Source organism: Rhizobium sp. LjRoot98, from assembly GCF_964252935.1.
Lineage (GTDB): Bacteria > Pseudomonadota > Alphaproteobacteria > Rhizobiales > Rhizobiaceae > Pararhizobium.
Window position 1 is genome coordinate 715,767 of record NZ_CAXUPW020000001.1, and the last position, 21,095, is coordinate 736,861.

Annotated in this window: 20 protein-coding genes; 6 read left to right on the forward strand and 14 right to left on the reverse strand. The window is 59.1% G+C overall.

What is annotated here, in order from left to right; genetic code table 11:
- The first annotated feature begins 44 nt into the window (after window positions 1-44).
- Both ACSQ3J_RS03560 and ACSQ3J_RS03565 read left to right on the forward strand, forming a co-directional pair.
- Window positions 45-728: a ribonuclease HII gene (locus tag ACSQ3J_RS03560; RefSeq protein ID WP_060504788.1), complete on the forward strand. Its 684-nt coding sequence runs from the start codon at window positions 45-47 to the stop codon at window positions 726-728.
- A 270-nt stretch (window positions 729-998) separates the two neighbouring features.
- Window positions 999-1,226, forward strand: a complete 228-nt coding sequence (locus ACSQ3J_RS03565; protein WP_156393797.1) for a hypothetical protein — start codon at window positions 999-1,001, stop codon at window positions 1,224-1,226.
- A gap of 180 nt (window positions 1,227-1,406) precedes the next feature.
- On the opposite strand, the gene ACSQ3J_RS03570 is transcribed toward ACSQ3J_RS03565, so the two are convergent.
- The 13 genes from ACSQ3J_RS03570 to ACSQ3J_RS03630 form a co-directional block, all read right to left on the reverse strand.
- The gene (locus ACSQ3J_RS03570; protein ID WP_060504786.1) at window positions 1,407-1,898 is read right to left on the reverse strand and encodes a F0F1 ATP synthase subunit B; all 492 of its coding nucleotides are present in this window, start codon (window positions 1,896-1,898) and stop codon (window positions 1,407-1,409) included.
- Between the two features lie 10 nt (window positions 1,899-1,908).
- Window positions 1,909-2,517, reverse strand: a complete 609-nt coding sequence (locus ACSQ3J_RS03575) for a F0F1 ATP synthase subunit B (protein ID WP_060504785.1) — start codon at window positions 2,515-2,517, stop codon at window positions 1,909-1,911.
- Between the two features lie 71 nt (window positions 2,518-2,588).
- Window positions 2,589-2,816 carry a F0F1 ATP synthase subunit C gene (locus ACSQ3J_RS03580; RefSeq protein WP_037106138.1) on the reverse strand — a complete coding sequence of 76 codons (228 nt, stop codon included), beginning with the start codon at window positions 2,814-2,816 and terminating at the stop codon, window positions 2,589-2,591.
- Between the two features lie 99 nt (window positions 2,817-2,915).
- On the reverse strand, window positions 2,916-3,677 hold the full coding sequence (locus tag ACSQ3J_RS03585; RefSeq protein ID WP_037106135.1) for a F0F1 ATP synthase subunit A: 762 nt from the start codon (window positions 3,675-3,677) through the stop codon (window positions 2,916-2,918).
- A gap of 64 nt (window positions 3,678-3,741) precedes the next feature.
- A complete protein-coding gene (locus ACSQ3J_RS03590) occupies window positions 3,742-4,107 on the reverse strand; it encodes an AtpZ/AtpI family protein (RefSeq protein ID WP_060504784.1) in 366 nt (121 codons plus the stop codon).
- Window positions 4,108-4,400: 293 nt separating this feature from the next.
- Window positions 4,401-5,513, reverse strand: coding sequence for a cell wall hydrolase (locus ACSQ3J_RS03595; RefSeq protein ID WP_060504885.1), 1,113 nt, complete (start codon window positions 5,511-5,513; stop codon window positions 4,401-4,403).
- 316 nt (window positions 5,514-5,829) lie between these two features.
- Entirely contained in the window at window positions 5,830-7,731 is a 1,902-nt protein-coding gene (locus ACSQ3J_RS03600; RefSeq protein WP_060504783.1) for a potassium transporter Kup, read from the reverse strand.
- Window positions 7,732-7,749: 18 nt separating this feature from the next.
- Window positions 7,750-8,727, reverse strand: a complete 978-nt coding sequence (locus ACSQ3J_RS03605) for a magnesium transporter CorA family protein (protein WP_060504782.1) — start codon at window positions 8,725-8,727, stop codon at window positions 7,750-7,752.
- 418 nt (window positions 8,728-9,145) lie between these two features.
- Window positions 9,146-10,342, reverse strand: coding sequence for an iron-sulfur cluster carrier protein ApbC (gene apbC, locus ACSQ3J_RS03610; RefSeq protein WP_060504781.1), 1,197 nt, complete (start codon window positions 10,340-10,342; stop codon window positions 9,146-9,148).
- Window positions 10,343-10,814: 472 nt separating this feature from the next.
- Window positions 10,815-13,211 (reverse strand): methyl-accepting chemotaxis protein, encoded by a 2,397-nt coding sequence (locus ACSQ3J_RS03615; RefSeq protein WP_436038656.1) that lies wholly within the window; start codon window positions 13,209-13,211, stop codon window positions 10,815-10,817.
- A gap of 322 nt (window positions 13,212-13,533) precedes the next feature.
- The gene (locus ACSQ3J_RS03620) at window positions 13,534-14,289 is read right to left on the reverse strand and encodes a LuxR family transcriptional regulator (protein WP_060504779.1); all 756 of its coding nucleotides are present in this window, start codon (window positions 14,287-14,289) and stop codon (window positions 13,534-13,536) included.
- A 112-nt stretch (window positions 14,290-14,401) separates the two neighbouring features.
- On the reverse strand, window positions 14,402-15,142 hold the full coding sequence (locus ACSQ3J_RS03625; protein ID WP_060504778.1) for a helix-turn-helix transcriptional regulator: 741 nt from the start codon (window positions 15,140-15,142) through the stop codon (window positions 14,402-14,404).
- A gap of 219 nt (window positions 15,143-15,361) precedes the next feature.
- Window positions 15,362-16,174, reverse strand: a complete 813-nt coding sequence (locus ACSQ3J_RS03630) for an IclR family transcriptional regulator (RefSeq protein ID WP_112834570.1) — start codon at window positions 16,172-16,174, stop codon at window positions 15,362-15,364.
- 161 nt (window positions 16,175-16,335) lie between these two features.
- On the opposite strand from ACSQ3J_RS03630, the gene ACSQ3J_RS03635 reads away from it, so the two are divergent.
- From ACSQ3J_RS03635 to ACSQ3J_RS03650, 4 genes are read left to right on the forward strand one after another with little or no spacing between them, the layout of a single operon-like run.
- Window positions 16,336-17,106 carry an SDR family NAD(P)-dependent oxidoreductase gene (locus ACSQ3J_RS03635; protein WP_060504776.1) on the forward strand — a complete coding sequence of 257 codons (771 nt, stop codon included), beginning with the start codon at window positions 16,336-16,338 and terminating at the stop codon, window positions 17,104-17,106.
- Window positions 17,106-18,023 carry a 2-dehydro-3-deoxygalactonokinase gene (locus tag ACSQ3J_RS03640; RefSeq protein WP_060504775.1) on the forward strand — a complete coding sequence of 306 codons (918 nt, stop codon included), beginning with the start codon at window positions 17,106-17,108 and terminating at the stop codon, window positions 18,021-18,023. The genes ACSQ3J_RS03635 and ACSQ3J_RS03640 overlap by 1 nt, the downstream gene beginning before the upstream one ends.
- Before the next feature lie 12 nt (window positions 18,024-18,035).
- Window positions 18,036-18,668 (forward strand): 2-dehydro-3-deoxy-6-phosphogalactonate aldolase, encoded by a 633-nt coding sequence (locus ACSQ3J_RS03645; protein ID WP_060504774.1) that lies wholly within the window; start codon window positions 18,036-18,038, stop codon window positions 18,666-18,668.
- Window positions 18,665-19,549 (forward strand): SMP-30/gluconolactonase/LRE family protein, encoded by an 885-nt coding sequence (locus ACSQ3J_RS03650; protein WP_060504773.1) that lies wholly within the window; start codon window positions 18,665-18,667, stop codon window positions 19,547-19,549. The genes ACSQ3J_RS03645 and ACSQ3J_RS03650 overlap by 4 nt, the downstream gene beginning before the upstream one ends.
- Window positions 19,550-19,626: 77 nt before the next feature.
- Here ACSQ3J_RS03650 and ACSQ3J_RS03655 read toward each other — a convergent pair whose 3' ends face one another.
- On the reverse strand, window positions 19,627-20,844 hold the full coding sequence (locus tag ACSQ3J_RS03655; RefSeq protein ID WP_436038657.1) for a hypothetical protein: 1,218 nt from the start codon (window positions 20,842-20,844) through the stop codon (window positions 19,627-19,629).
- Between the last annotated feature and the right edge of the window lie 251 nt (window positions 20,845-21,095).

Consider the following 21,095-nt stretch of genomic DNA (forward strand, 5'->3'; position numbering starts at 1 on the left):
CGAAGGACTTGCAGGGAATCGGGCTTGTATGCGAGTTTCGCCGCATGTCACGACGCACACCGCCCGATTCCCCCTTTCTTTTCGACACCATTGAAGGCCCCGATTTCAGCTTCGAGCTGGCTGGACGCCGCGATGGATTGTGGCCAGTCGCAGGAACCGATGAAGCCGGACGCGGTCCCCTCGCAGGCCCGGTCGTTGCCGCCGCCGTCATCCTCGACCCCGACAACATTCCCGAAGGCCTGAACGACAGCAAGCAGCTGTCGATCGCCCGCCGCGAGGAATTGTTCGAGATCATCCTGTGCACTTCCATCGTCTCGATCGCCTCGTCCGGAGCAGGCAGGATTGACGACACGGATATCCGCAAGGCAAGCCTCGACGCGATGCGCCGGGCTGTAGCGGGCCTGTCACAGGCACCGGCGCTGGTGCTGGCCGACGGCCGCGACATACCACCTGGCCTTGCTTGCATGGGCAAGGCTGTCGTCAAGGGCGATGCCCGGTCGCTGTCGATTGCGGCCGCATCGATCATTGCCAAGGTAGCACGCGACCGCATGATGACCCGTGCCGACCTGGTTTTCCCCGCCTACGGTTTTGCCACCCATGCCGGTTACGCCACGCAGCGCCATCGCAATGCCATCGGCGATCATGGCCCCTGCCCGCTCCACCGGATGAGTTTCAGGCCATTGCGGCAAGACGGCGCTGAAATACCGAATGAAGAGTTGCCCGCCTGAAAACGTGACTGCACCGGCTTGGAACAACACCGCGTGTCCAGCGTTTAATACACCGGTCATTGACATAAAAAGACACAGCCGCGGTTTTTCTTGTGTGCGGCGTGCCGCGGGTAACAAACAACCGGGCGGACGGGTTATAGAACCAAGAACAATATCTACCCGCGATTCCCGTGAAAGGTTCGAACCGTGTTTTTTGGACTGATTTTCATCTCTGCGACAGCAGGGGCCAGCATTCCAGCAACGCCGGAACCAACCGCGGACGCCCTCCAATTGGATCTGCAGACCGCCTATAGCTGCAAGGATATCGACGGCCGCAAGGTCTGGAAGGGTGGGCTTGCCTATTACATCCAGTCATTCGTCTATGATGACGCGACGCCGGATGATGCAGGCAATATGGCTACCGACGCAGTCCTGGCTGAGGACAACAGCCCTGAGACGATGCAGGAGTTCGCGCAGGCCTGCCTGACGATGGCACCGACTGCGAGCATGGATAACTAAAAGGTTTATCCCGCAACGTTTCACTTTTTGACCGGCAAGCATCCGCCCCGAAGAAACTTCGCTGGCGGCGGCACGCCTGCGGGGTCGCTTACCCGGATCAATATCCGCAGACGATCCCGTCAGCAGACACAAAAAAGGCCGGCGCGAGCCAGCCTTTTCAAATCTCTATTGTGCAGACAATCAGTTCAGGCGGGTCTTGACGTCGCTGAGCGCCTTGGCGAACAGCGCTGCCTGTGTTGCCGCGTCCGACTTTGCCGTGATGACGCTTTCGGCGGCAGCAATGGCGATGTCGACGGCAGTGGCGCGAACCGAATTGATCGCGTCGGTTTCGGCCTGCTTGATCTTCTGTTCCGACAGGGCCGTGCGGCGAGCGACGAATTCGTCGGTCTTCTGCTTGGCTTCGGCAGTCAGCATTTCGGCTTCGCGTTCAGCAGCGGCAACGATGTTGGCGGCTTCAGCTTCAGCGTCCTTGCGCTTCTTCTGGTATTCGACCAGCAGAGCCTGGGCTTCGGCGCGCAGGCGCTTGGCTTCGGCCAGTTCGTTGGTGATACGGCCAGCGCGCTCGTCGAGCGACTTTGCCAGCATGCCCGGAACCTTGAGGTAGACGACGAGAGCGAGGAAAAGCACCAAGCCGACGGTGGCCCAGAATGTGGCCAGTGAGGTCAAATCCATGATGCTCTCCTTACTTCGCCGTTGCCTTGACCGCAGAAGCGATCTCGGCCTTCGATGCCTTGCCGCCGATCAACTGCTCGACAACGGCTGCCGCAGTTTCTTCAGCGATTGCGCCGACGTCGGCCAGAGCCTTCGTCTTGATATCGGCGATGCGGGCTTCCGCAGCGGAAATCTTGTTGTTCAGGCTGGCTTCGACCGCAGTACGATCGGCAGCAGCCTTTGTCTTTGCAGCTTCGCGCGCCTCGGAGGCGATCGCGTTGCCCTTGGCCTTGGCAGCGGCCAGTTCCTGCTCGTAGGCAGCAATGGCGGCGTCCGCCTCTGCCTTCGAACGGGATGCATCATCGAGGTCGCGTGCGATCGTATCGTTACGCGTTTCGAGGATACCACCGATGCGCGGCATGACGACCTTCGACATCAGAAGGTAGAAAAGACCGAAAGTAATCGCCAGCCAAAGCAGCTGCGACGCAAATGTCGAAGAATCGAAGGGCGGGAACACTCCCGAGCCATGTCCGCCTTCTTGGGCAACACCGGTTTCGGTGTGGACCTCGCCGGCAGCGGCGTCGTGGGTCTCTGCGCCTTCGGTGGTGGTTGACTGGGCGTATGCCGCGGTCACAAACATGCTCACCTCCAGGTGCATTCAAAAAAGATGCGGGCCGCGACCGAAACCGCGGCCCTGCCTTCAAGCCGGTCTTAGACCGCGAAAAGGAGAAGCAGAGCTACGAGCAGCGAGAAGATGCCCAGAGCTTCCGTAACGGCGAAGCCGAATACGAGACGGCCGAACTGGCTGTCTGCTGCCGACGGGTTGCGCAGGGCGCCCGACAGGTAGCTACCGAAAATGTTGCCGAGGCCGAGAGCCGTGCCGGCCATACCGAGGCAAGCGAGACCTGCGCCGATGTACTTTGCTGCTTCCGCGTCCATGATTTTCTCCTTGAAATGGTTGTTGCGGCTAACTTTGGTACTTTCACCGATCAGGACCGAAGAACGATCCGGAGCGAGAAAGCCCCACGACTTTATTCCTTAGTGGCCACCCGGATGCACTGCGTCGTTGAGGTACATGCAAGTCAGCACCGCAAAGACATAGGCCTGGAGGAAGGATACGAGGAATTCGAGACCCGTGAGGGCAACGGTCATGATGAGCGGAAGGATCGCACCACCGATACCCAGCGCGCCGAGGGTTCCAAGCGAGGCAACGAAGCCTGCGAACACTTTCAGCGTGATGTGGCCGGCCAGCATGTTCGCGAAGAGACGAACGGAAAGGCTGATCGGACGGGACAGGAAGGAGATCACTTCGATTGCAATAACCAAAGGCAGAAGGATACCAGGTACGCCAGAGGGCACGAACACATTGAGGAAGCCAAGGCCGTGCTTATAGAAACCGTAGAACACCACAGTACCGATGACGAAGAGCGCAAGCGCAAAGGTCACGATGATCTGGCTGGTGACGGTGAAGAAGTAGGGAACCATGCCGAGCATGTTTGCTGTCAGGATGAACATGAACAGCGAGAACACCATCGGGAAGAATTTCATGCCGTGGGAGCCTGCGCCTTCGCGCAGCATCGAGGCGATGAATTCATAGGAAATCTCGGAGACGGACTGCATGCGGCCCGGAACCAGGCTGCGCGTCGACGTCGTGAAGTAGAGGAAGCAGGTCGCAACCGCGAGCGTTGCCACCATGAACAGCGATGCATTGGTGAAAGAGAAATCAATACCGCCAATTTCGATCGGAACGATCTTGTTGACCACAAACTGGTGTACCGGATCTACCTTATCGCCTGCCACAGCCGCTCTCTCTCGTTACTTACCGCCCATGAGGCGAACATTTAAACCTGCGACAACAGCGCGCTTACGCGTCGTCACTCTTGTTCCTGATGCCCTTGCCCAGCTGATCTGCGGGATGAGGCGCTGCCACCATGCCCGCCGAACGCAGGACGTTCAGCACACCGGCACAAAAACCAAGCAGGAGAAGCACAATCATCCCCCACGGCCCTGTACCCGCAAAATGGTCCAAAAGATAGCCCAGAAGTGCACCGACAATGATCGCCGCCACAAATTCGCTCGAAAGCTTTATTGCGACCTGATAACCCTTGCGGTTCTGCGCAGCGCGCGCCTCATCCGCAGCGTATTTCGGATCTTCCTTGCGCTTTTCAGACAGCTCGGACCCGAGGCGTTTTAGCCGGTCTTCCAGACCCTCTTTCCGGTTATCCGTCATGTGGCATCCTCCCTTTTGCTGCCCGTCACGGTGATAAACCATGAGCTTGGTCATACAAAGGCCGGATTTGAAGCCACCCGCACGGCCCGTTCTGAAGTCGGCCGCAACATAGTTTTAGGGGCCTGTATAGTCAAGGCACCTGCAGGCCTTGTTAGGCCACAATATTAATGAATTAAAACAATATCTTACTGTATAAAAGCGAACGCTTGGCCGGATTCTGAGGGAATCACCGCGGGGCTTTACTCGGTGATCGCGGGAATGAGTCCGGCCCACTGCTGCCGCTTGGCAGGCTATCAGCTCCATCCGCCGCCATAGGTGCGGTAGAAGATGTGCTTGCCGATCTTGGAGACCCGCTTCATCGTCGGACCCCAGTCGGGCTTCACATACGTCGCGTGATAATGTGTCGCCGAACCGACTTCGGGAAACCAGATCTTGCCGGCGGTAACGGCCAAGGCAATCTCCTTGGCCGTCGCCCACGCGGAACGCGACCAGACGATATCAGGAATGCGGTCGCAGGCAAACGAGAACTGGCAACGGTTATACCAATCCTTGTTCTGATAGACGACACCGCAGACAGTCGACGGATAGGCGGGATTGCGGACGCGGTTGAGAATGACCTGGGCGACGGCTGCCTGTCCCTTCAACGTTTCACCGCGCGATTCGAAATAGATGCCCGATGTCAGGCATTTTTGTTCGGCTTCGGAAAAGACCGTGGCGGGCAGCGGATTGGCGGCCCAGGCATGGTCCTCTGGCGCTATATCGGGAATGAAGCGGCCGGCAGACTTGTTTTCCCGCAGGATCGAATCAAACGGCGACTGGCGGGCATAATCCGGCTCGGCCGGTGCATAGGCAGTCGCAAGGACATCGGCGGACGGGTTGGTCACCAGGCTTGCCAGCATGGGCGACACGCCGGGATCGGCTTTCGGGGCCTTCTTCTTGTAGAAGGCCGTGGCGATCTTGATTTCCTTGCCCTTGATCTTGGACTTGGAAAAGACCATCCGCTCCTCGGTATCGAACAGCGGGTCAGTGAGCGAACTGGTGCGCTGCAGGATTGAGCCTGCGGTAAAATCCTTAGGCGGCGTCACCGGCGCCACGGCGATGATGCGGCCTTTCTTGTCCTTGCGGTTGACGCGGTCTTCATCCGGGCGCGGATCGGCCCGCTTCTGCTCGGCCGTCAGGGACACCTTGCCGCCGCCGGGCAATTCGATCCCTGCTCCATCACCGATCGCACCGGTAATGACCGGATCATTGAAGGTCATCTCCACCTGATGCAGCGAGCCCGCCGGCGAGCGGGTCATGTGCATGCGCCAGCGCTCGCCGCCGCGGTTGATACCGGAGAGGAAGGTTGCGAGGTCGGAATGAGCGGCCACCGAGGGAAAACCGGCGAAGAGGCCGATGCCAAGCATCAAGGGGGCAGCCCAGCGCGCGGACGGCAAACCGGACGGGAAACGCAACACTTTACTCTTACGCACCAACCGTACTCCACGCACTGATAGACGCGGGTCTCCATCCGGCAAAAATACCCGGACCGTCTTTTCCCGCGGAAGTGAATCGGACAAGCAGTGATGTCGCACTCAATCGCGCGTTTACCGCTTCAACTGCCCTGACAATGAAGCATTAACCTTGATGGTTGGTTAATGGCATCTGCCGGGAATGTGGGACCAGAACGCAAAAAGCCTCCCGGCCGTCAGGCGCGGGAGGCTTTTTGAGACAAGGGCCTCGTCAGATGATGACGTGCGAGCCCAGTTCCACCACGCGGTTGGTCGGCAGGCGGAAATAGTCGGACGGGTCGATGGCAGCGTTGGCAAGGCCGATGAAAAGCCTGTCTTGCCAGTGCGGCATCCCCGATTGCGCATCCGGCACGAGTTTGCGCCGTCCGAGATAGAACGAGGTCGACATGATATCGAATTTCAGACCGGTCTTGCGGAACAGGCCGAGCGCCTGGGAGACATTCTGGGTCTCCATGTAACCGAACCGCATTTCGAGCAGGCTGAAGCGCTCGGACAGGCTGCTGGCCGTGACGCGCTGATCCTTGGACACAACAGGCGTGTTGAGCGTGCGGATCGTCAGGATGAAGTTCTGCGAATGAAGCACATGGTTGTGTTTGATATTATGCAGCAGCGCCGCCGGCGTCGATTCAGGATCGCTGGTCAGGAAGATCGCCGTTCCCGGCACTGAAACCGGCGCGTGCTCGCTCTTGCGCTCGATCGACTTGACGAAGGAGGCAAGCGGGATATCGGTATGGCGCGTCTTGTCGTGCAGGATCTTGGTGCCGCGCCGCCATGTCCACATGATGACGATGATCGCAGCCGCAATCAGCACCGGCACATAACCACCATCATGGATCTTCAGCATATTGGCACCGAAGAAGATCATTTCCAGAGCAAGCAGCGGCAGCAATGTCGCGATCGCCAGATAGAGCGGCCAGCGCCAGCGCACCCGGACGAACTCGTAGGCCAAGAACGTATCGACGACCATCGCACCAGTGACCGAGATGCCATAGGCGGTGGCCAGCGATTCGGACGAGCCGAAGACGAAGACCAGCAACATGACGCCGAACATCAACAGCATGTTGACGTTGGGAAGATAGATCTGGCCGGTCTGGGTTTCCGACGTGTGGAAAATAGCCATGCGCGGCAGGAAGCCGAGGTGGATCGCCTGACGGGTCAGCGAGAACGCACCGGTGATGACCGCCTGGGCGGCGATGATCGTCGCGCAGGTGGCGAGGATAACGACCGGCAGCAGAGCCCATTCCGGAAACATCAGATAGAATGGATCGGACATCGCTTCCGGATGTTTCAGAACCAGAGCCCCCTGCCCCAGATAGTTCAGAGCCAGCGCCGGAAAGACGAGGCCGATCCACGCCCATTGGATGGGCTTGCGGCCGAAATGGCCAAGGTCAGCATAAAGCGCCTCGGCACCGGTGACCGTCAGGAACACCGCACCGAGCACGACAATGCCGACATAACCGGCATGAATGAGGAAATGAACGGCATAATAGGGGTTAAACGCGGCTAGAATGCCGTAGTCATCGGTAATGTGGCTGAGGCCGGCAACGGCGAGAACGATGAACCACAGAGCCATGATCGGGCCGAAGAATTTTGACACCGCCGCCGTACCGCGCGACTGGACGGCAAACAGCAGCAGCAGAATGACCACCGAGATCGGCACCACATAGGGCGAGAGCGTTGGGGTGACGAGTTTCAGGCCTTCGACAGCGGACAGAACCGACAGCGCTGGTGCAATGATCGCATCGCCGATGAACAGGGCTGCGCCGGCAATACCGAGGAAGAACAGTCGGTTTGCACGCTTGCTGGAATATTTCATCAACAGCGCCAGGAGCGACAGCGTCCCGCCTTCGCCATTGTTGTCGGCGCGCAGCAGGAACAGCACGTATTTCAAGGTGACGATAATCGTCAGCGTCCAGATCATCAGCGAGATCAACCCGATGATCTCCAGGCGCGTTACCCCGTCGGCGGCGACCGGACGCAAGGCTTCGCGAAAGGCGTAAAGCGGGCTGGTGCCGATATCACCATAGACGACGCCGATCGACCCCAGGGACAGAGCCAGAAGCTTCCGTATCTCCTTGTCGCGCGTCTCTGGTTTAGCTGCAGAATGAGACATCTGAATATTTTCGGGCTCTCAGAGCCAGCCTTTCCAGCGAAAGAAGTAGTAGGGGACGATGGCCGAAATCACCATGCCGATCACGGCCATGGGATAACCAAATGCCCATTTCAGTTCAGGCATGAAATCGAAGTTCATGCCGTAGAGCGAAGCGACCAGGGTCGGCGGAAGAAACACGACGGCCGCAATCGAGAAAATCTTGATAATGGCGTTCTGCTCGACATTGATCAGCCCGAGCGAAGCATCGAGCAGGAAGGTGATGTTTCCAGAGATGAACGAAGCATGTTCCGACAGCGACTGGATATCGCGCGAAATCGTCCGGCAAAGTTCCTTGGTCTCGCGGTTTTCCTGCACCGACGGGACGGTATAGAGGAATGTCAGGACGCGGGAGAGCGACGCAAGGCTGTCTCGGGTCTTGGCCACCAGCCGGTGATGCGACGCCACATCCATCAGCTTGGCTTCCAGATAATGCGGCGGCCGGCGTTTGCCGACGGGGCGGTCACCAAAAACCTGCAACGACAGGCCGTCGATCCGGGCAACAGCGATCTCAAGGATTTCCGCGGTGCGATCGACGATCGTTTCAAACAATCGCGTCACCAGAACCGTTCCAGTGGCGCAACCGCCGGGAATGCGGTGCATCGCTGCCGTGAACAGATCAAAGGCCTTGGGCTCATCATAGCGGATCGTGATCAGCATGCCGCGCGCCAGAACGAAGGCCACATCCGTCAGTTCCGGATGACCGCTTTCAGCCTTGCAGACGAGCGAGGCGGTCATGAACACTGCGTCCTTCGCCGTGTAAAGGCGGCTGGAGGGCTCAATATCCTTCAGGTCGTCGCGGGTGGGTACTTCGATGCCGAGAAAACCTTCGACAAGCAGATCCTCCGCCTTGTCCGGGCGCAGCATGTCGATCCAGACCACACCGGACGGCAGGGATGCAGGCGGCGTCGCCGCGCTGATGACCACGGCTTCACCATTCTCACGATAGGCAGTGATCATGCTGCGGCCCTTGCATGGGCGCCATCGGCCCAGGCACGGCCCATGACCGCAGCGCTGTGGAGACAGTCGGTAGAAAGAGCCGGATTGTGGCGAACCAGAATCAACCGGCCGTATGACATCAAAGCTGCGCGCGGCAGATCCATATGGAAACTCTCGTCGTTAACGACAAACCCTCAAACGGTCATCACGGTCATGCGGAGCCCGACGGAGGGCAGCACCGCTGGTGCATCCTTTCGGATGCGGGGAGGCATATGGAGCAAGGCACGTTCAAAATCAATGCAGAAAGTGGCACGACGCCACATTCTCGCCTAAAGACTTAACGACGCTCCCCGCCCGAATGTCAACAGCGAGCGTTTGTCAGCGCTGTTTTCACTCAGTGTTACAACAGATATGGGAGACCGACTGGTTTCTTCGGCATCTACTCGAACACGATGTTCGGCATGGTCCGGGCCTTATCCCCCTGGTGGGCGCCAACCTGTTCCCAGACCTTCTTGGCGATCTCGCGATAGACGCGGGTGATTTCGCTGTCGGGCTCCGACGCAACGACGGGTGTTCCTGCATCGGATGTCTCGCGGATGCCCATGGTCAACGGCACTTCACCGAGGAACGGCACACCGATACGCTCGGCCTCCTTGCGGGCACCACCATGACCGAAGATGTCGTAGCGCTTACCCGTATCGGGCGCGATGAAATAACTCATGTTCTCGACGATGCCGAGCACCGGCACCTCAACCTTGCGGAACATCGCCAGCCCCTTGCGGGCATCGATCAGTGCCAGGTCCTGCGGCGTCGAGACGATGACGGCGCCAGCCAGCGGCACCTGCTGCGCCATGGTCAGCTGCGCATCGCCCGTACCCGGCGGCATATCGACCACCAGCACGTCGAGATCGCCCCAGGCGACTTCGCGCAGCATCTGCAGAAGTGCCGATTGGATCATCGGGCCGCGCCAGATCATCGCGACCTCCTCATCAACGAGGAAACCCATCGACATGACCTTCAGGCCATAATTTTCCATTGGCCGGATCATCCGGCCCTCGATCTGCTGCGGCCGCCCGGAAATCTTCATGAGGCGCGGCATCGACGGGCCGTAGATATCAGCGTCGAGAATGCCGACGCGCAGGCCGTTGGCCTTCAGGGCAAGGGCAAGGTTGACCGATGTGGTGGACTTGCCGACACCGCCCTTGCCCGAGGCAACCGCAATGATCGCGCCGACACCCGGAATGCCGGCTTTTGCCGCAGCCGTCGGTGTGCGCGGGGCGGCGGGCGCATGGCTATGGCCCGCATGGGAATGACCGGCATGCGAATGGCCGGTCTGGGATGGTGCAGCGGCAGGCCGTTGAACCGGGGCGGAAGACGAAGCGCCCTTCTTGTCGGCGGTCAGGGCTACCATGGCACCCTTGACGCCCGGCATATCCTTGACCACCCGCTCGGCTGCTGCCCGCAAGGGATCCAGTTCGCGGGCGCGCTCGGCCGGAACCGTGATCGAGAAATAGACCTTGGAATCAGAGATGAAGACATCCGAGACCAGGCCCATATCGACGATATTGCCGTCCATATCCGGTCCGCGAACGCCTCTGAGCTTGTCGAGAACCTGTTCCTTGGTCACGTCGGTCATGTCATTCACTCCTGCCGCCAGCGCGGCTGGTTCGCCCTGCTGTCTCTGCCATGCGTTATGCGCTGACGTTCATACGAAGCCGCGCTGATGAAAGCCCATCATCGAAACTTGGTATTAGATAATCGAGCCGGAGTGTTTCGCCAATGAGGTGGATCAGAAAAACCGGCACAAAAGAAAAGGCCGCTCTCTGCCGGGGGGTGTCCGTACATCCGGGATCACCTTTGGCGGAGAGCGGCCTTACCTGTCGCGACCTTCTTGGGCGCAGTCTTTATTGCAGTCCCCTCTGGACATGCTTTTTACAAAGCAGGAACCGTGCCAGTTTGGGAAAGCCGCTGAAAACCAGCGTTTGATGATCAGCACCACTGCGATGCAGCATCGATTTCGACTACTTATTGTGCAGTTGCGTTGTCCAGATTTCCGCATTGCCGGATTTTGCGACAGGAGCGCCGGCGGGCGGCGCCCCTGTTTTCATTCAGAATTCATCCCAGCCGTCATTGGCTGGCGCCGCTGCAGCACTACCATGCCCCTGAAACGCGCCGGCGAGCTTTTGACCGAGCGACCGGGCCGGTGATTGCACAGCCGGTGTTGTCACCGAGGCCGGGCGGATGCCGGGCTTTGACAGGGAGGAACTGCGGATCGGAGCGGCCGGAGCCCGGTGCGAGCCCGCCTCGGCCGCAGCGCGGTGCATGTTCGCCTGCGACACCTCTCCAAGCTGGAAGTTCGCCAAGAGCGCCGTCAGTGCCGAAGCTTCCGCCGCAAGCGTGTGGCTGGCAGCGGTCGATTCCTCGACCATGGCGGCATTCTGCTGTGTACCCTGATCCATGACGTTGACAGCACGGTTGATGTCGTTGAGGCCGATCGACTGTTCGCGGGCCGCCTCGACGATCGAGGAAACGCGCAGATTGATCTCGTCGACCTCATGGACGATCACTTCCAGCGCCTTGCCGGCCTGCCCGACCAACTCGACACCGGTCTTGACCTGCTGGCCGGACTTCGAAATCAACGCCTTGATTTCCTTGGCGGCATTGGCCGAGCGCTGAGCCAGTTCACGCACTTCCTGGGCAACGACCGCAAAGCCCTTGCCCGCATCGCCTGCACGCGCGGCTTCGACACCGGCGTTGAGCGCAAGCAGATTGGTCTGGAAAGCGATCTCATCGATCACGCCGATGATGCTGGAGATTTCCTGCGACGACGTTTCAATCTGGCCGACGGCATCAATAGCGCTTTTGACGACAGCGCTCGATGTCTGCGCGCCGGATTTCGCCTTGGCAACCAGCTGGCCTGCCTCCTCGGCCCGCACCGTCGAATCGCGCACCGAAGCGGTGATCTGGTCGAGGGCCGCGGCTGTTTCCTCGACAGAGGCAGCCTGCTGTTCCGTGCGTCGGGCCAGATCGTCGGCCGAGGTGCGGATTTCTGCCGACCCGGCCTGAATGCCGAGTGCATTGTTGCCAACCGATTGCAGGGTCTGCTGCAGGGTGCCCATTGAACTGTTGAAGTCTTCGCGCAGCGCATCGAGCGAGCCGATGAACGGCGTCATCAGGCGGAACGTCACGTCGCCATCGGCCAACCGCTGTAGGCCTGTACCAAGTTCGGTGACAGCAAAGCGCATCTGGCGTTCGTTTTCCTGTGTCTCCGCAGCGCGGCGCTGGCGTTCTTCCTCGCCAAGCGTGCGGGTTTCGGCAGCTTCAGCCTCCAGACGCTGCTTGGCGATCGTCGCGTCACGCAGAATGGCAAGCGAGCGGGCCATGTCGCCGATCTCGTCGTTGCGCTCGGCGTCGGCAATAACGATGCCTGTATTACCCCGTGCGATTTCGCCGGTTGCATTGACGATGGCCTCGAGACGGCGCCGGAAGCGGTTGGAGATCATTACGCCAAGCAACACGAGCAGAACCGAGGCGACGCCAATGATGATGACGGAGATCCAGGCCATATGGGTGAGGTAGGCAAAGACTGTCGATTTCGGAACGGAGACGATCGCGTACCAGGCGGTATCCGGCAGCAGTTGCACGGGAACCGCGACGGAAAGGAAAGCGGTCCCATCCTCGCCTGTGACATCGACCGGCTTGCCCGGATTGTCGATCATCTGCTGCCAGGTGGCGGCATCGATGCTGCTATCCTTGAAGGCCTTGCCAAGATTGGCGGCGTTGACATGACTGAGGAAGTGTCCACCTTGCGAGATCAACGCGACATTACCATCACCCAGTGGCTTCACGTCGGCGAGTTTCGATGTCAGGCTGTCGAGCGCAATGTCGATACCGGTCACGCCGAGCGGCTTGCCATCGACGGTGACGGGACCGACGAGCGTGGTCATCATCACGTCCTTGCCGTCGATGACGTATTTGTAGGGCTCGATCACCACCATCTTCTGTGCCTTGAAGGGCAACTGGTAATAATCGCCGGGGCCTGGCTTGTCGTAATCGACCAGCGGCGTCACCTCGATCTTGCCGCCGGAGCGCACCCAGTACGGTACGAAGCGGCCGGTCGCATCATGTCCCGGCTTGTTGACGTAATCCGCATCCTTGCCGTCGAAGGCATTCGGCTCCCAGCCAGTCCAGACGCCAAGCGCAAACGGACTATCCTCCAGCGCCTTCTTCATCATCGCATCCGCCGAGGTCCGGTTCGCGGTACCGGATGTTTCGAGCGCTGAAAAAACGCTCTGGAAGGTGGCGACGAGTTGCAGTCCCTGCGACATCTGCCCCTTCAGATCAGCAGCCGTCAGCGCAGCCGCAGCGTTCATTTCATCGACACTGCGCCGTTTGACTTCGGAATAGGAGATCCAGAACAGGGTGCCCGCCGTTACCACCGTGGCAAAAAGCCCGGTAGCAACAACGGAGAATATATTACGGGAGGTCGCAGTCTTGAACAGCATCTCGTATCCTCGCAAGCGCGACGGCAACGGGCGAATGCCTCAAGTGTTGCTACGTCACATGAATATCATTCTGGAAAAAAGGTGCGGAGGATATCGTTCATGCGACAGTAAAGTTCGTCCTTCCAGACGAACAATGCCGGCAACGTAAAAGCGTTTCACGATCCCTCCCCGATAAAGATCGGAGACAGGAATGTTCACGCACCCTCCCAGTGAAATCATTTCACCGGCAGTAAAAGTGCGCCGCAAATCTTAATGTTCATCTAAAATGCCAGTGATAATTGCAACCGCTGCTTAATTCTTCGCGGCAGGCGAAGGATTGCACTCAGCTGATGTAACCCTTCTTCATGGCCTTAACGACAGCCTGAGTACGGTTGACCGCATCCAGCTTTTTGCTGACATGGTTGAGGTAATGATTGACCGTGTGCTCGGACAGACCGAGGATCCCCGCAATCTCAGAACTCGTCTTGCCGGCGGCGGTCCAGTTGAGACATTGGATTTCACGCTCCGACAGGGTGACGGGAGCCCCCTTCCAGAACGAACCGATTTCGGTCAGGCGATTGTAGACGTGGATGGCGATCATCTGCAGTTCCATCATCACAGACATCGGCAAGTCAGCCCGCCGTCCCATCCAGATGACGGTCGCCCGGCTGCCGTCGGCGTCGTGGACCGGGAAATAGTTGGCCTGCAAAATCCCGTGCTCGCGCAACAGGGTGATATAGCCATTTGTCTGAGGCAGGCGGCCGCTCTCTTTCTCCCACTCATCCACTGTCAACTGGAAGGGTGTCGTAGTCTCCCTCAGACGGCGAATGCCGGTCGAATGCTTCAGGAGCGAGATACTGTCATATGCATTGACCAGATCGGCCGGCATATTGGACAGGATCGAGGTGCTGGACAGCTTTTCCGCATCGAAAGACGGAACCATGCAGACAAGGAACGCCTTGAAGCCGAAGGCCTGCGTGATCTTCTTCATATAGCGGATCGCGTCGAACTGGGTTTCCAGTGCTGCGATATCCGAGGCGAAATCGCCGCCGCGCGACTGCTCTTTTTCAACCGGTTCAGCCATCAACGTATCGCGCATTCACAAACTCCACCGCACATCCGAGTGCGTTGCCGGCCAAGCGCCCCGAGGCTTGCCCGATATTTCACTCTATTCATCATGCCGGTTTCCTGCTTGCATTCATAAACATTTCTCAATTGATCAACCCGGCCCGTATCGCTTTTGCCACGGTTTGCACGCGATTGACAGAATCCAGTTTGCGGGTGGCGCGGCTGAGGTAGTGATTGACTGTATATTCCGACAGATCCAGGATTTTCGCCATTTCCGTGGTCGTCTTGCCGGCCGCTGCCCAATGCAGGCATTCGACTTCACGGCGCGACAGCACTGCGGGCATGGGCGAGCGGATCTCCTTGATTTCACTCAGCCGGCCGAACAGGTAACCGGCCTCGTAGGTCAGTTCCTTCAACTCGGCGGAACTGACCACGTCGCGATTGCCGCCGAAAGCGATCGCACCGCAGGTGCCATGCACATCATGAACCGGAATGTAGACACCGCGCCGCAGGTTGACCCGTTCGAACAAGCTAAGGACCTCGTTTCCCTTGCCGTCGGAGCGCCGATGGGAATCAAGAGTGGTATCGTAGGTAAAGGGAATGGTGCTTTTGCGCAGACGTGCGATGACCGGGCTGCCTGCCATCATGTTGGCCGCATCGTAGTTGATCAGGAAATCAGTGGGCCAGTTGGTCATGACGACTGTATCGGACAGACTGGCGCATGTTTTCCCCGGCACGACCATCACTAGAAAACCTTGAAAACCATACAGACGCGAGACTTTCTCCAGCGCCTGGCGGATATCCGCTTCACGCGTCATCTCCTCAGTTCCCCGCTGGCCAACGGCAACCGTTCCGGGTGATAGATGTCCGCTGAAATCCACCATTTTCTACCTCTTCCAGGCTCGCGCCCAATGGATCAGGCGTCACGAAAACCCGTTGCGACACCACCCCAGGCATTCTCACCGGTCAAATCCCAGCGACCCGTCTTTCGAGGCGGGAGTTCGAGCGTCGGCAGGCACAGAATCTGATATATTAAAACTACAGCTCCGATTTTCCCACGTCCAGTCGATTCACCTAATTAACCGTAAAGGTATCACGAAAGTCTAACGGCCAGGACCGAGACGGATTTCGACGTCTTCGCTGATGGCCATCGCCACCTGTCGAACCGGGCGCGCCCAGTTTTCCAGCTGCTCCATCGTCACCCGATATGCCGGCCCCGTAACCGAGATACCGGCGACAAGATCGAACCCGGCATCATGGATCGGAGCGGCAACACAGCGGATTTCCGTTTCATGTTCCTCGCGATCAAAGGCATAGCCCTGCAAGCGGGCCTCGTCCAGATCACGTGTCAAAGACGCTACGGAAAGATGTGTATTGGCGGTAAAACGATGGAATGTCAGTTGGCTCAGTGTATCGGCGAGCCGTTCCGGCGGCAGCACGGACAGCGCCGCTTTCCCAAGGCCGGTGCAGTAAACCGGAGAAGCATTGCCGATCTGCGATTCCATCCGCACCGTCTGGCGGCTTTCCACCTTGTCGACATAGATGATCTCGGTGCCGCGCAACACGCCCAAATGAACCGTCTCGCCGGTTTCTTCATGCAACCGGCGCAGATGCGGCGCCGCGACTGTGCGGAACTGGTTTTTAGACCAGGACCGGTAGGCAAATTTCAGCAGCCGCAGGCCGGGTTCGTAGCAAAGGTCGCGCCCTTGCGTCAGAAGTCCTTCCTCGACGAGATGGGAAAGTTGCCTGTGCAGAGTGCCGCGCGGCTGACCCGATAGTGCCAGAATATCGCTGAACCGGAGCGGCCGGTCGGATGTCACGACCGTCTCCAGCACGGAAAGAACCTTGCCCAGCGTACCGGTGCCGCTATTGTGTGCAAAAGCGGACGAAGAAATATCCGGCAGATCCTGTTTCATCATTGCTGTCCATTTGCCGCACGCCCCGGCTTCGACCTTGACAAGCCAACGCCTCCAGCGCGATAATTCCAAATAATAAGAGTCAGTTCCATATTGTGGAACAAGACGGATATAAAATCAAGCAGCCTTCAGATGGCTTGCATTCGGGAGAGCACACCATCATGGCCTTGCCAGCCGCGCAATTTCACGACCTTAAAGGGCGTGGCGTCCTGATCACCGGTGGCGGTTCGGGCATCGGCGCCGCTTTGGTCGAAGGCTTTGCCCGGCAGGGTGCGCGTGTTGCCTTTCTCGACATTGCCGAAACCGATAGCCGGGCGCTGGTGGAACGGCTCGCTCCCACTGTCGATCATGTCCCGGTTTTCATCCAGGCCGATCTGCGCGACATTGCGGCGATAAAGTCCGCCGTCGATCAGGCTGCCAGCGCAATGGGGTCACTCAGTATCCTCATCAACAATGCCGCGCGCGACGACCGCCAGCAGCTTGAGGACGTCACCGAAGCGAGCTGGGACGAAAGCCAGGCGGTCAATCTGCGGCATGTGTTTTTCACCTGCCAGGCCGCTGCCCCGCATATGCGCCGGGCGGGCGGCGGCTCGATCGTCAATTTCTCGTCGATCGCCTTCATGCTCAACATGGGCGAAATCCCGGCCTACGCGACCGCCAAGGCCGGGATTGTCGGCCTGACCAAGTCGCTTGCCGGCAAGCTTGGTCCCGACAATATCCGCGTCAACGCGGTTTTGCCGGGCATGGTGGTGACCGAGCGGCAGAAGAAGCTCTGGATCAGCGATGCCGCGATTGCCGGCATGATCGAAAAACAATGCCTGAAAAACATGCTCGTCGCGGACGACATGGTTGGCCCCTGCCTGTATCTCGCTTCCGACTGTTCGGCGCGGATGACGGCACAGGCCATGATCATCGACGGAGGAGTATTTTAATGACGGCAGCATCCTATGCGGCAGTGGATTGGGGAACCTCGAGTTTCCGCCTCTGGGTCATCAGCGAGAGCGGCGCGGTTCTGGCGGAGCGCCGTAGCAGCGAAGGCATGACGACCGCCGTAAAGACAGGTTTTTCCGGCATACTTGAATCCCACCTTGCCGCCGTTGCAGCACCGCCGCATCTGCCGGTGATCGTCTGCGGCATGGCCGGTGCCCGTCAGGGCTGGGTCGAGGCAGGTTATCTGGATACACCTGCCCCACTCAGCGCCATCGTCAAGGCGGCCGTTACCGTGCCCGATGCCAACCGCGATATTCGCATCCTGCCTGGCCTTGCCCAAAGAAGCGAGGAGGCGCCGGACGTGATTCGCGGTGAGGAAACCCAGCTGCTCGGCGCGATCTCGCAGCTCGGGGGCGGCAGCCATCTCGTCTGCATGCCTGGTACACACAGCAAATGGGTGCGCGTGACCGGCGGCATTGTCGATGGTTTCTCGACCTTCATGACCGGCGAATTGTTCGACGTCATCGCCAAGCATTCGATCCTCAGCCACGCCATCGCCGATGCCGGTTCCTTTGCCAATGATGACCCGGCCTTTCTTGGCGCGGTTGCCAAGACGGTGAAAAACCCGGCCCTTGCCACCAATCTGGTCTTTACCGTGCGCAGCGGCCAGCTGCTGCATGGCCTGCCTGCTGGTGATGCCAAGGCTCGCTTGTCCGGCACGCTGATCGGCCTGGAAATCGCCGGTGCGCTTGCCACCGCCAAACCCGGCAGCAGCGTCTGCCTGGTGGCGTCGGGCGGCCTTGCAGGGCTGTATCAATCGGCGCTGACCGCTCTCACTCTCAATCCCGTTATCATCGATGCCGATGAAGCCGTTCGCCACGGCCTTGCCGCCGCGGCCAACGCCATCTGGCCAGCCTGAAGGACGACCCGCATGAACCGCATACCCTTTCCACCAATGAAATATCCGCTGATCGCCATCCTGCGCGGCCTGAAGCCCGAGGAAACGCAGGGCGTCGTCGGCGCGCTGATCGAAGCCGGATTTACCGCCATCGAGATTCCGCTCAATTCACCCGATCCGTTCCGGTCGATCGAGATTGCCGTAAAGATGGCGCCGGCCGGTTGCCTGATCGGCGCAGGTACAGTCTTGACCACCGAGCAGGTTGAAAAGCTCGATGGCGTCGGCGGCAAGCTGATGGTCAGTCCGAATGTCGAGACCGACGTGATCGCCCTTGCTGCGGCACGCGGCATGGTCACCATGCCGGGCGTCCTCACTCCGACCGAAGCGCTCGCTGCCGCCCATGCCGGCGCAACCGGCCTCAAGTTTTTTCCGGCCAGCGTGCTTGGCCCGGCCGGCATCGCGGCGATCCGCACCATCCTGCCAACAGACCTCGAAATCGCCGCCGTCGGTGGCGTTTCCGATACCAATTTCGGCGACTATGCCGCGATCGGCATCAAGAGCTTCGGCCTCGGTTCCAGCCTCTACAAGGCCGGTATGACCGCTGCCGAGGTTGCGGAGCGGGCGCGGGTGACGATCAAGGCCTATGATGCGGTGTACGGAGCATGAGCGAAACTATTCCCTTTTCCGGCCGGATCCTCAGCGAGTTGACACTCGAACTCGGCGAAGGCCCGACCTTCGACCCCGCCACCGGCACCGCCTGGTGGTTCAACATCAAGGGCCGCGAACTGCATGAACTGCATCTGGAAAGCGGCCGCAAAACCCTGCATGTCCTGCCCTTCATGGGCAGCGTGCTGGCGGTCATCGATCCGCAACGCCAGTTGATCGCATCGGACAAAGGCCTGTTCATCCGCGACACCAAAACCGGAGAGCTGAGCGCCTACGCAGCTCTGGAAAGCAACCCGGGCAACCGCTCGAATGACGGCCGCGTACATCCATCCGGCAGCATTTGGGTCAGCACCATGGGCCGCAAGGCCGAAAAGGAAGCCGGTGCCATCTATCACGTCGCCAAGGGCGCGGTGACACGGCTTTACGGCGGTATCAGCATTCCCAACGGCATCTGCTTTTCGCCCGACGGCAGTATCGGCTATTTCGTCGATAGCGCTATCAACCACATCATGCGGGTCGATCTCGATCCGGCGACAGGTCTGCCGGTCGGCGAAGCAACCGTGTTCAGCGACCAGAGCGACAACCCTGGCGATGTCGATGGTTCCGTCTGTGACGCCGATGGCCGGATCTGGAATGCACGCTGGGGTCAGGGCGCCGTCGATGTCTATACGCCTGACGGCACGCGGGTTGCCCGCCATGCACTGCCCGCCACCCAGTCGAGCTGCCCCGCCTTCATCGGTGCCAAGGCAGACCGCCTGCTGGTGACATCCGCCTGGCAGGACATGGATGACGCCGCCCGCAAGGCCGATCCGAATGCCGGCAAGACGTTCGAACTCGGCGTGGCGGTCAATGGCCGTTTCGAGCCGGGCTACAAGCTCTGAAGCGGAACTCCTGTTTTGCTTGAAGAGTGAACGAAAAAGCCGGACATTTGCCCGGCTTTTTCTTTGTTATCAGCATGTCAGGCGTGTGAAGCGGCCGGTCGAGACGGCCGCAGCCGCCACCAGGTCTCGCCGGCATAAATCGCCAGGCCTGCGGCGATGAAGAGTTCCTTGTACTCAGTCGGATCCCAGAGCCGCAGCAGGCGGTCGGATTCGGCCAGGAACAGTTGCTGCACCGCAACGATCGAGATTGCCAGAATGGCATACAGTAGAAACTCTTTCCACAGACCATGCCGCAGCGCCAGATTGACCAGAACGAGAAGGATGATCACGGTCATCATCACCGATATCTGTGTTGGCAGCACACCCCATCGTCCGCTGTTGAACGCGACCATGGGGGCACTGGCCGCGAGCACGAAGACGCTGGGCATCACCGCAGCACCAGTGCTGCCCTTCAACCACCGCCGCAAAAACAGGCCAACGAAAGGAACAAACACCAAAAGGAAAAAAGCGCCACTATAATAGATGAGCTCGGATGCTCCGGTTGCTATGTTGTGGAAGTTGAATTCCTTCTGGTCGTTCAGGGCCGCGAATGCCTGCGGTGTCGCCACATTGAAGACGCGCTGCATCCACGAAATCTCTTCCATACCGATGACGAAGAAAACCAGAGCGAACATACCAGCAAAACCGGCGAGCCAGACCGGACGCCCGCCGCCGGGTCGTGTTCCAGCCAATTGTCCGATCGCAACAAGCACGAAAAAGGCTGACGCAATGAAGAGGAAGAGCGCCGACAGCCATTCGAAAGGACCATCTTCCAGCGATAAAGCATTGAAACGCTGAGGGTTACGCGAGAACAACCAGGCGCACCAGAGGGCAAAAACCGTCACCCCAGCGCTGATCAAAATCGATTTCAGTGGCAGCCGCGGCACAGCCGGTCCCCCATGCGGCACGCCATCTTTCCAAAGCGCGCGGACCAAAGCCGTCGACAGGAGAAAGGCGACGAACGACCGGAAAAGATCATAGGGGTGCAGGCGCGGCGCCCTTTCGGTGTTGTAGCTGACACCGAGAAAGGCGTGTTCATAAACGAACATGGCAGCCATCACGGCGAGCGAGACAATGCCCATGCGCAACACATGCAACTGCAACACGCGCTCCAACAACATCCACTTCAATTGATACAACTCCATAGCGGGGATCAAAAAACGGCCGTCTTTGCAGCACAGCCCCAAGCCGGTAAAAATTTTTAATTTTAGTGTTTGAGCGGAGCGTGAATTCCAGTCTTGCCGCTGGAATGACACGCCCAATCTGCAGCGCACAGTTGCAGGACTTGGTTACTTTTTCCTGCCAAAAGAAGTGCGATGAGATAAAAACGCCGAAAAATTCCCGCCAAAATAGAAGTAGCCAGCATTACCTGGTTCAAGCGTATTGGCCGAATTCCTTTCCGTTCTGGCTGAAGCCAGCTTCCGTAGCCTGCTTATAAAACGAAAAGTTCCTCCTCCAATTGCATATTTTTTTACGGAACCACCCTCCACCTGAGCCGTTGTGTTTG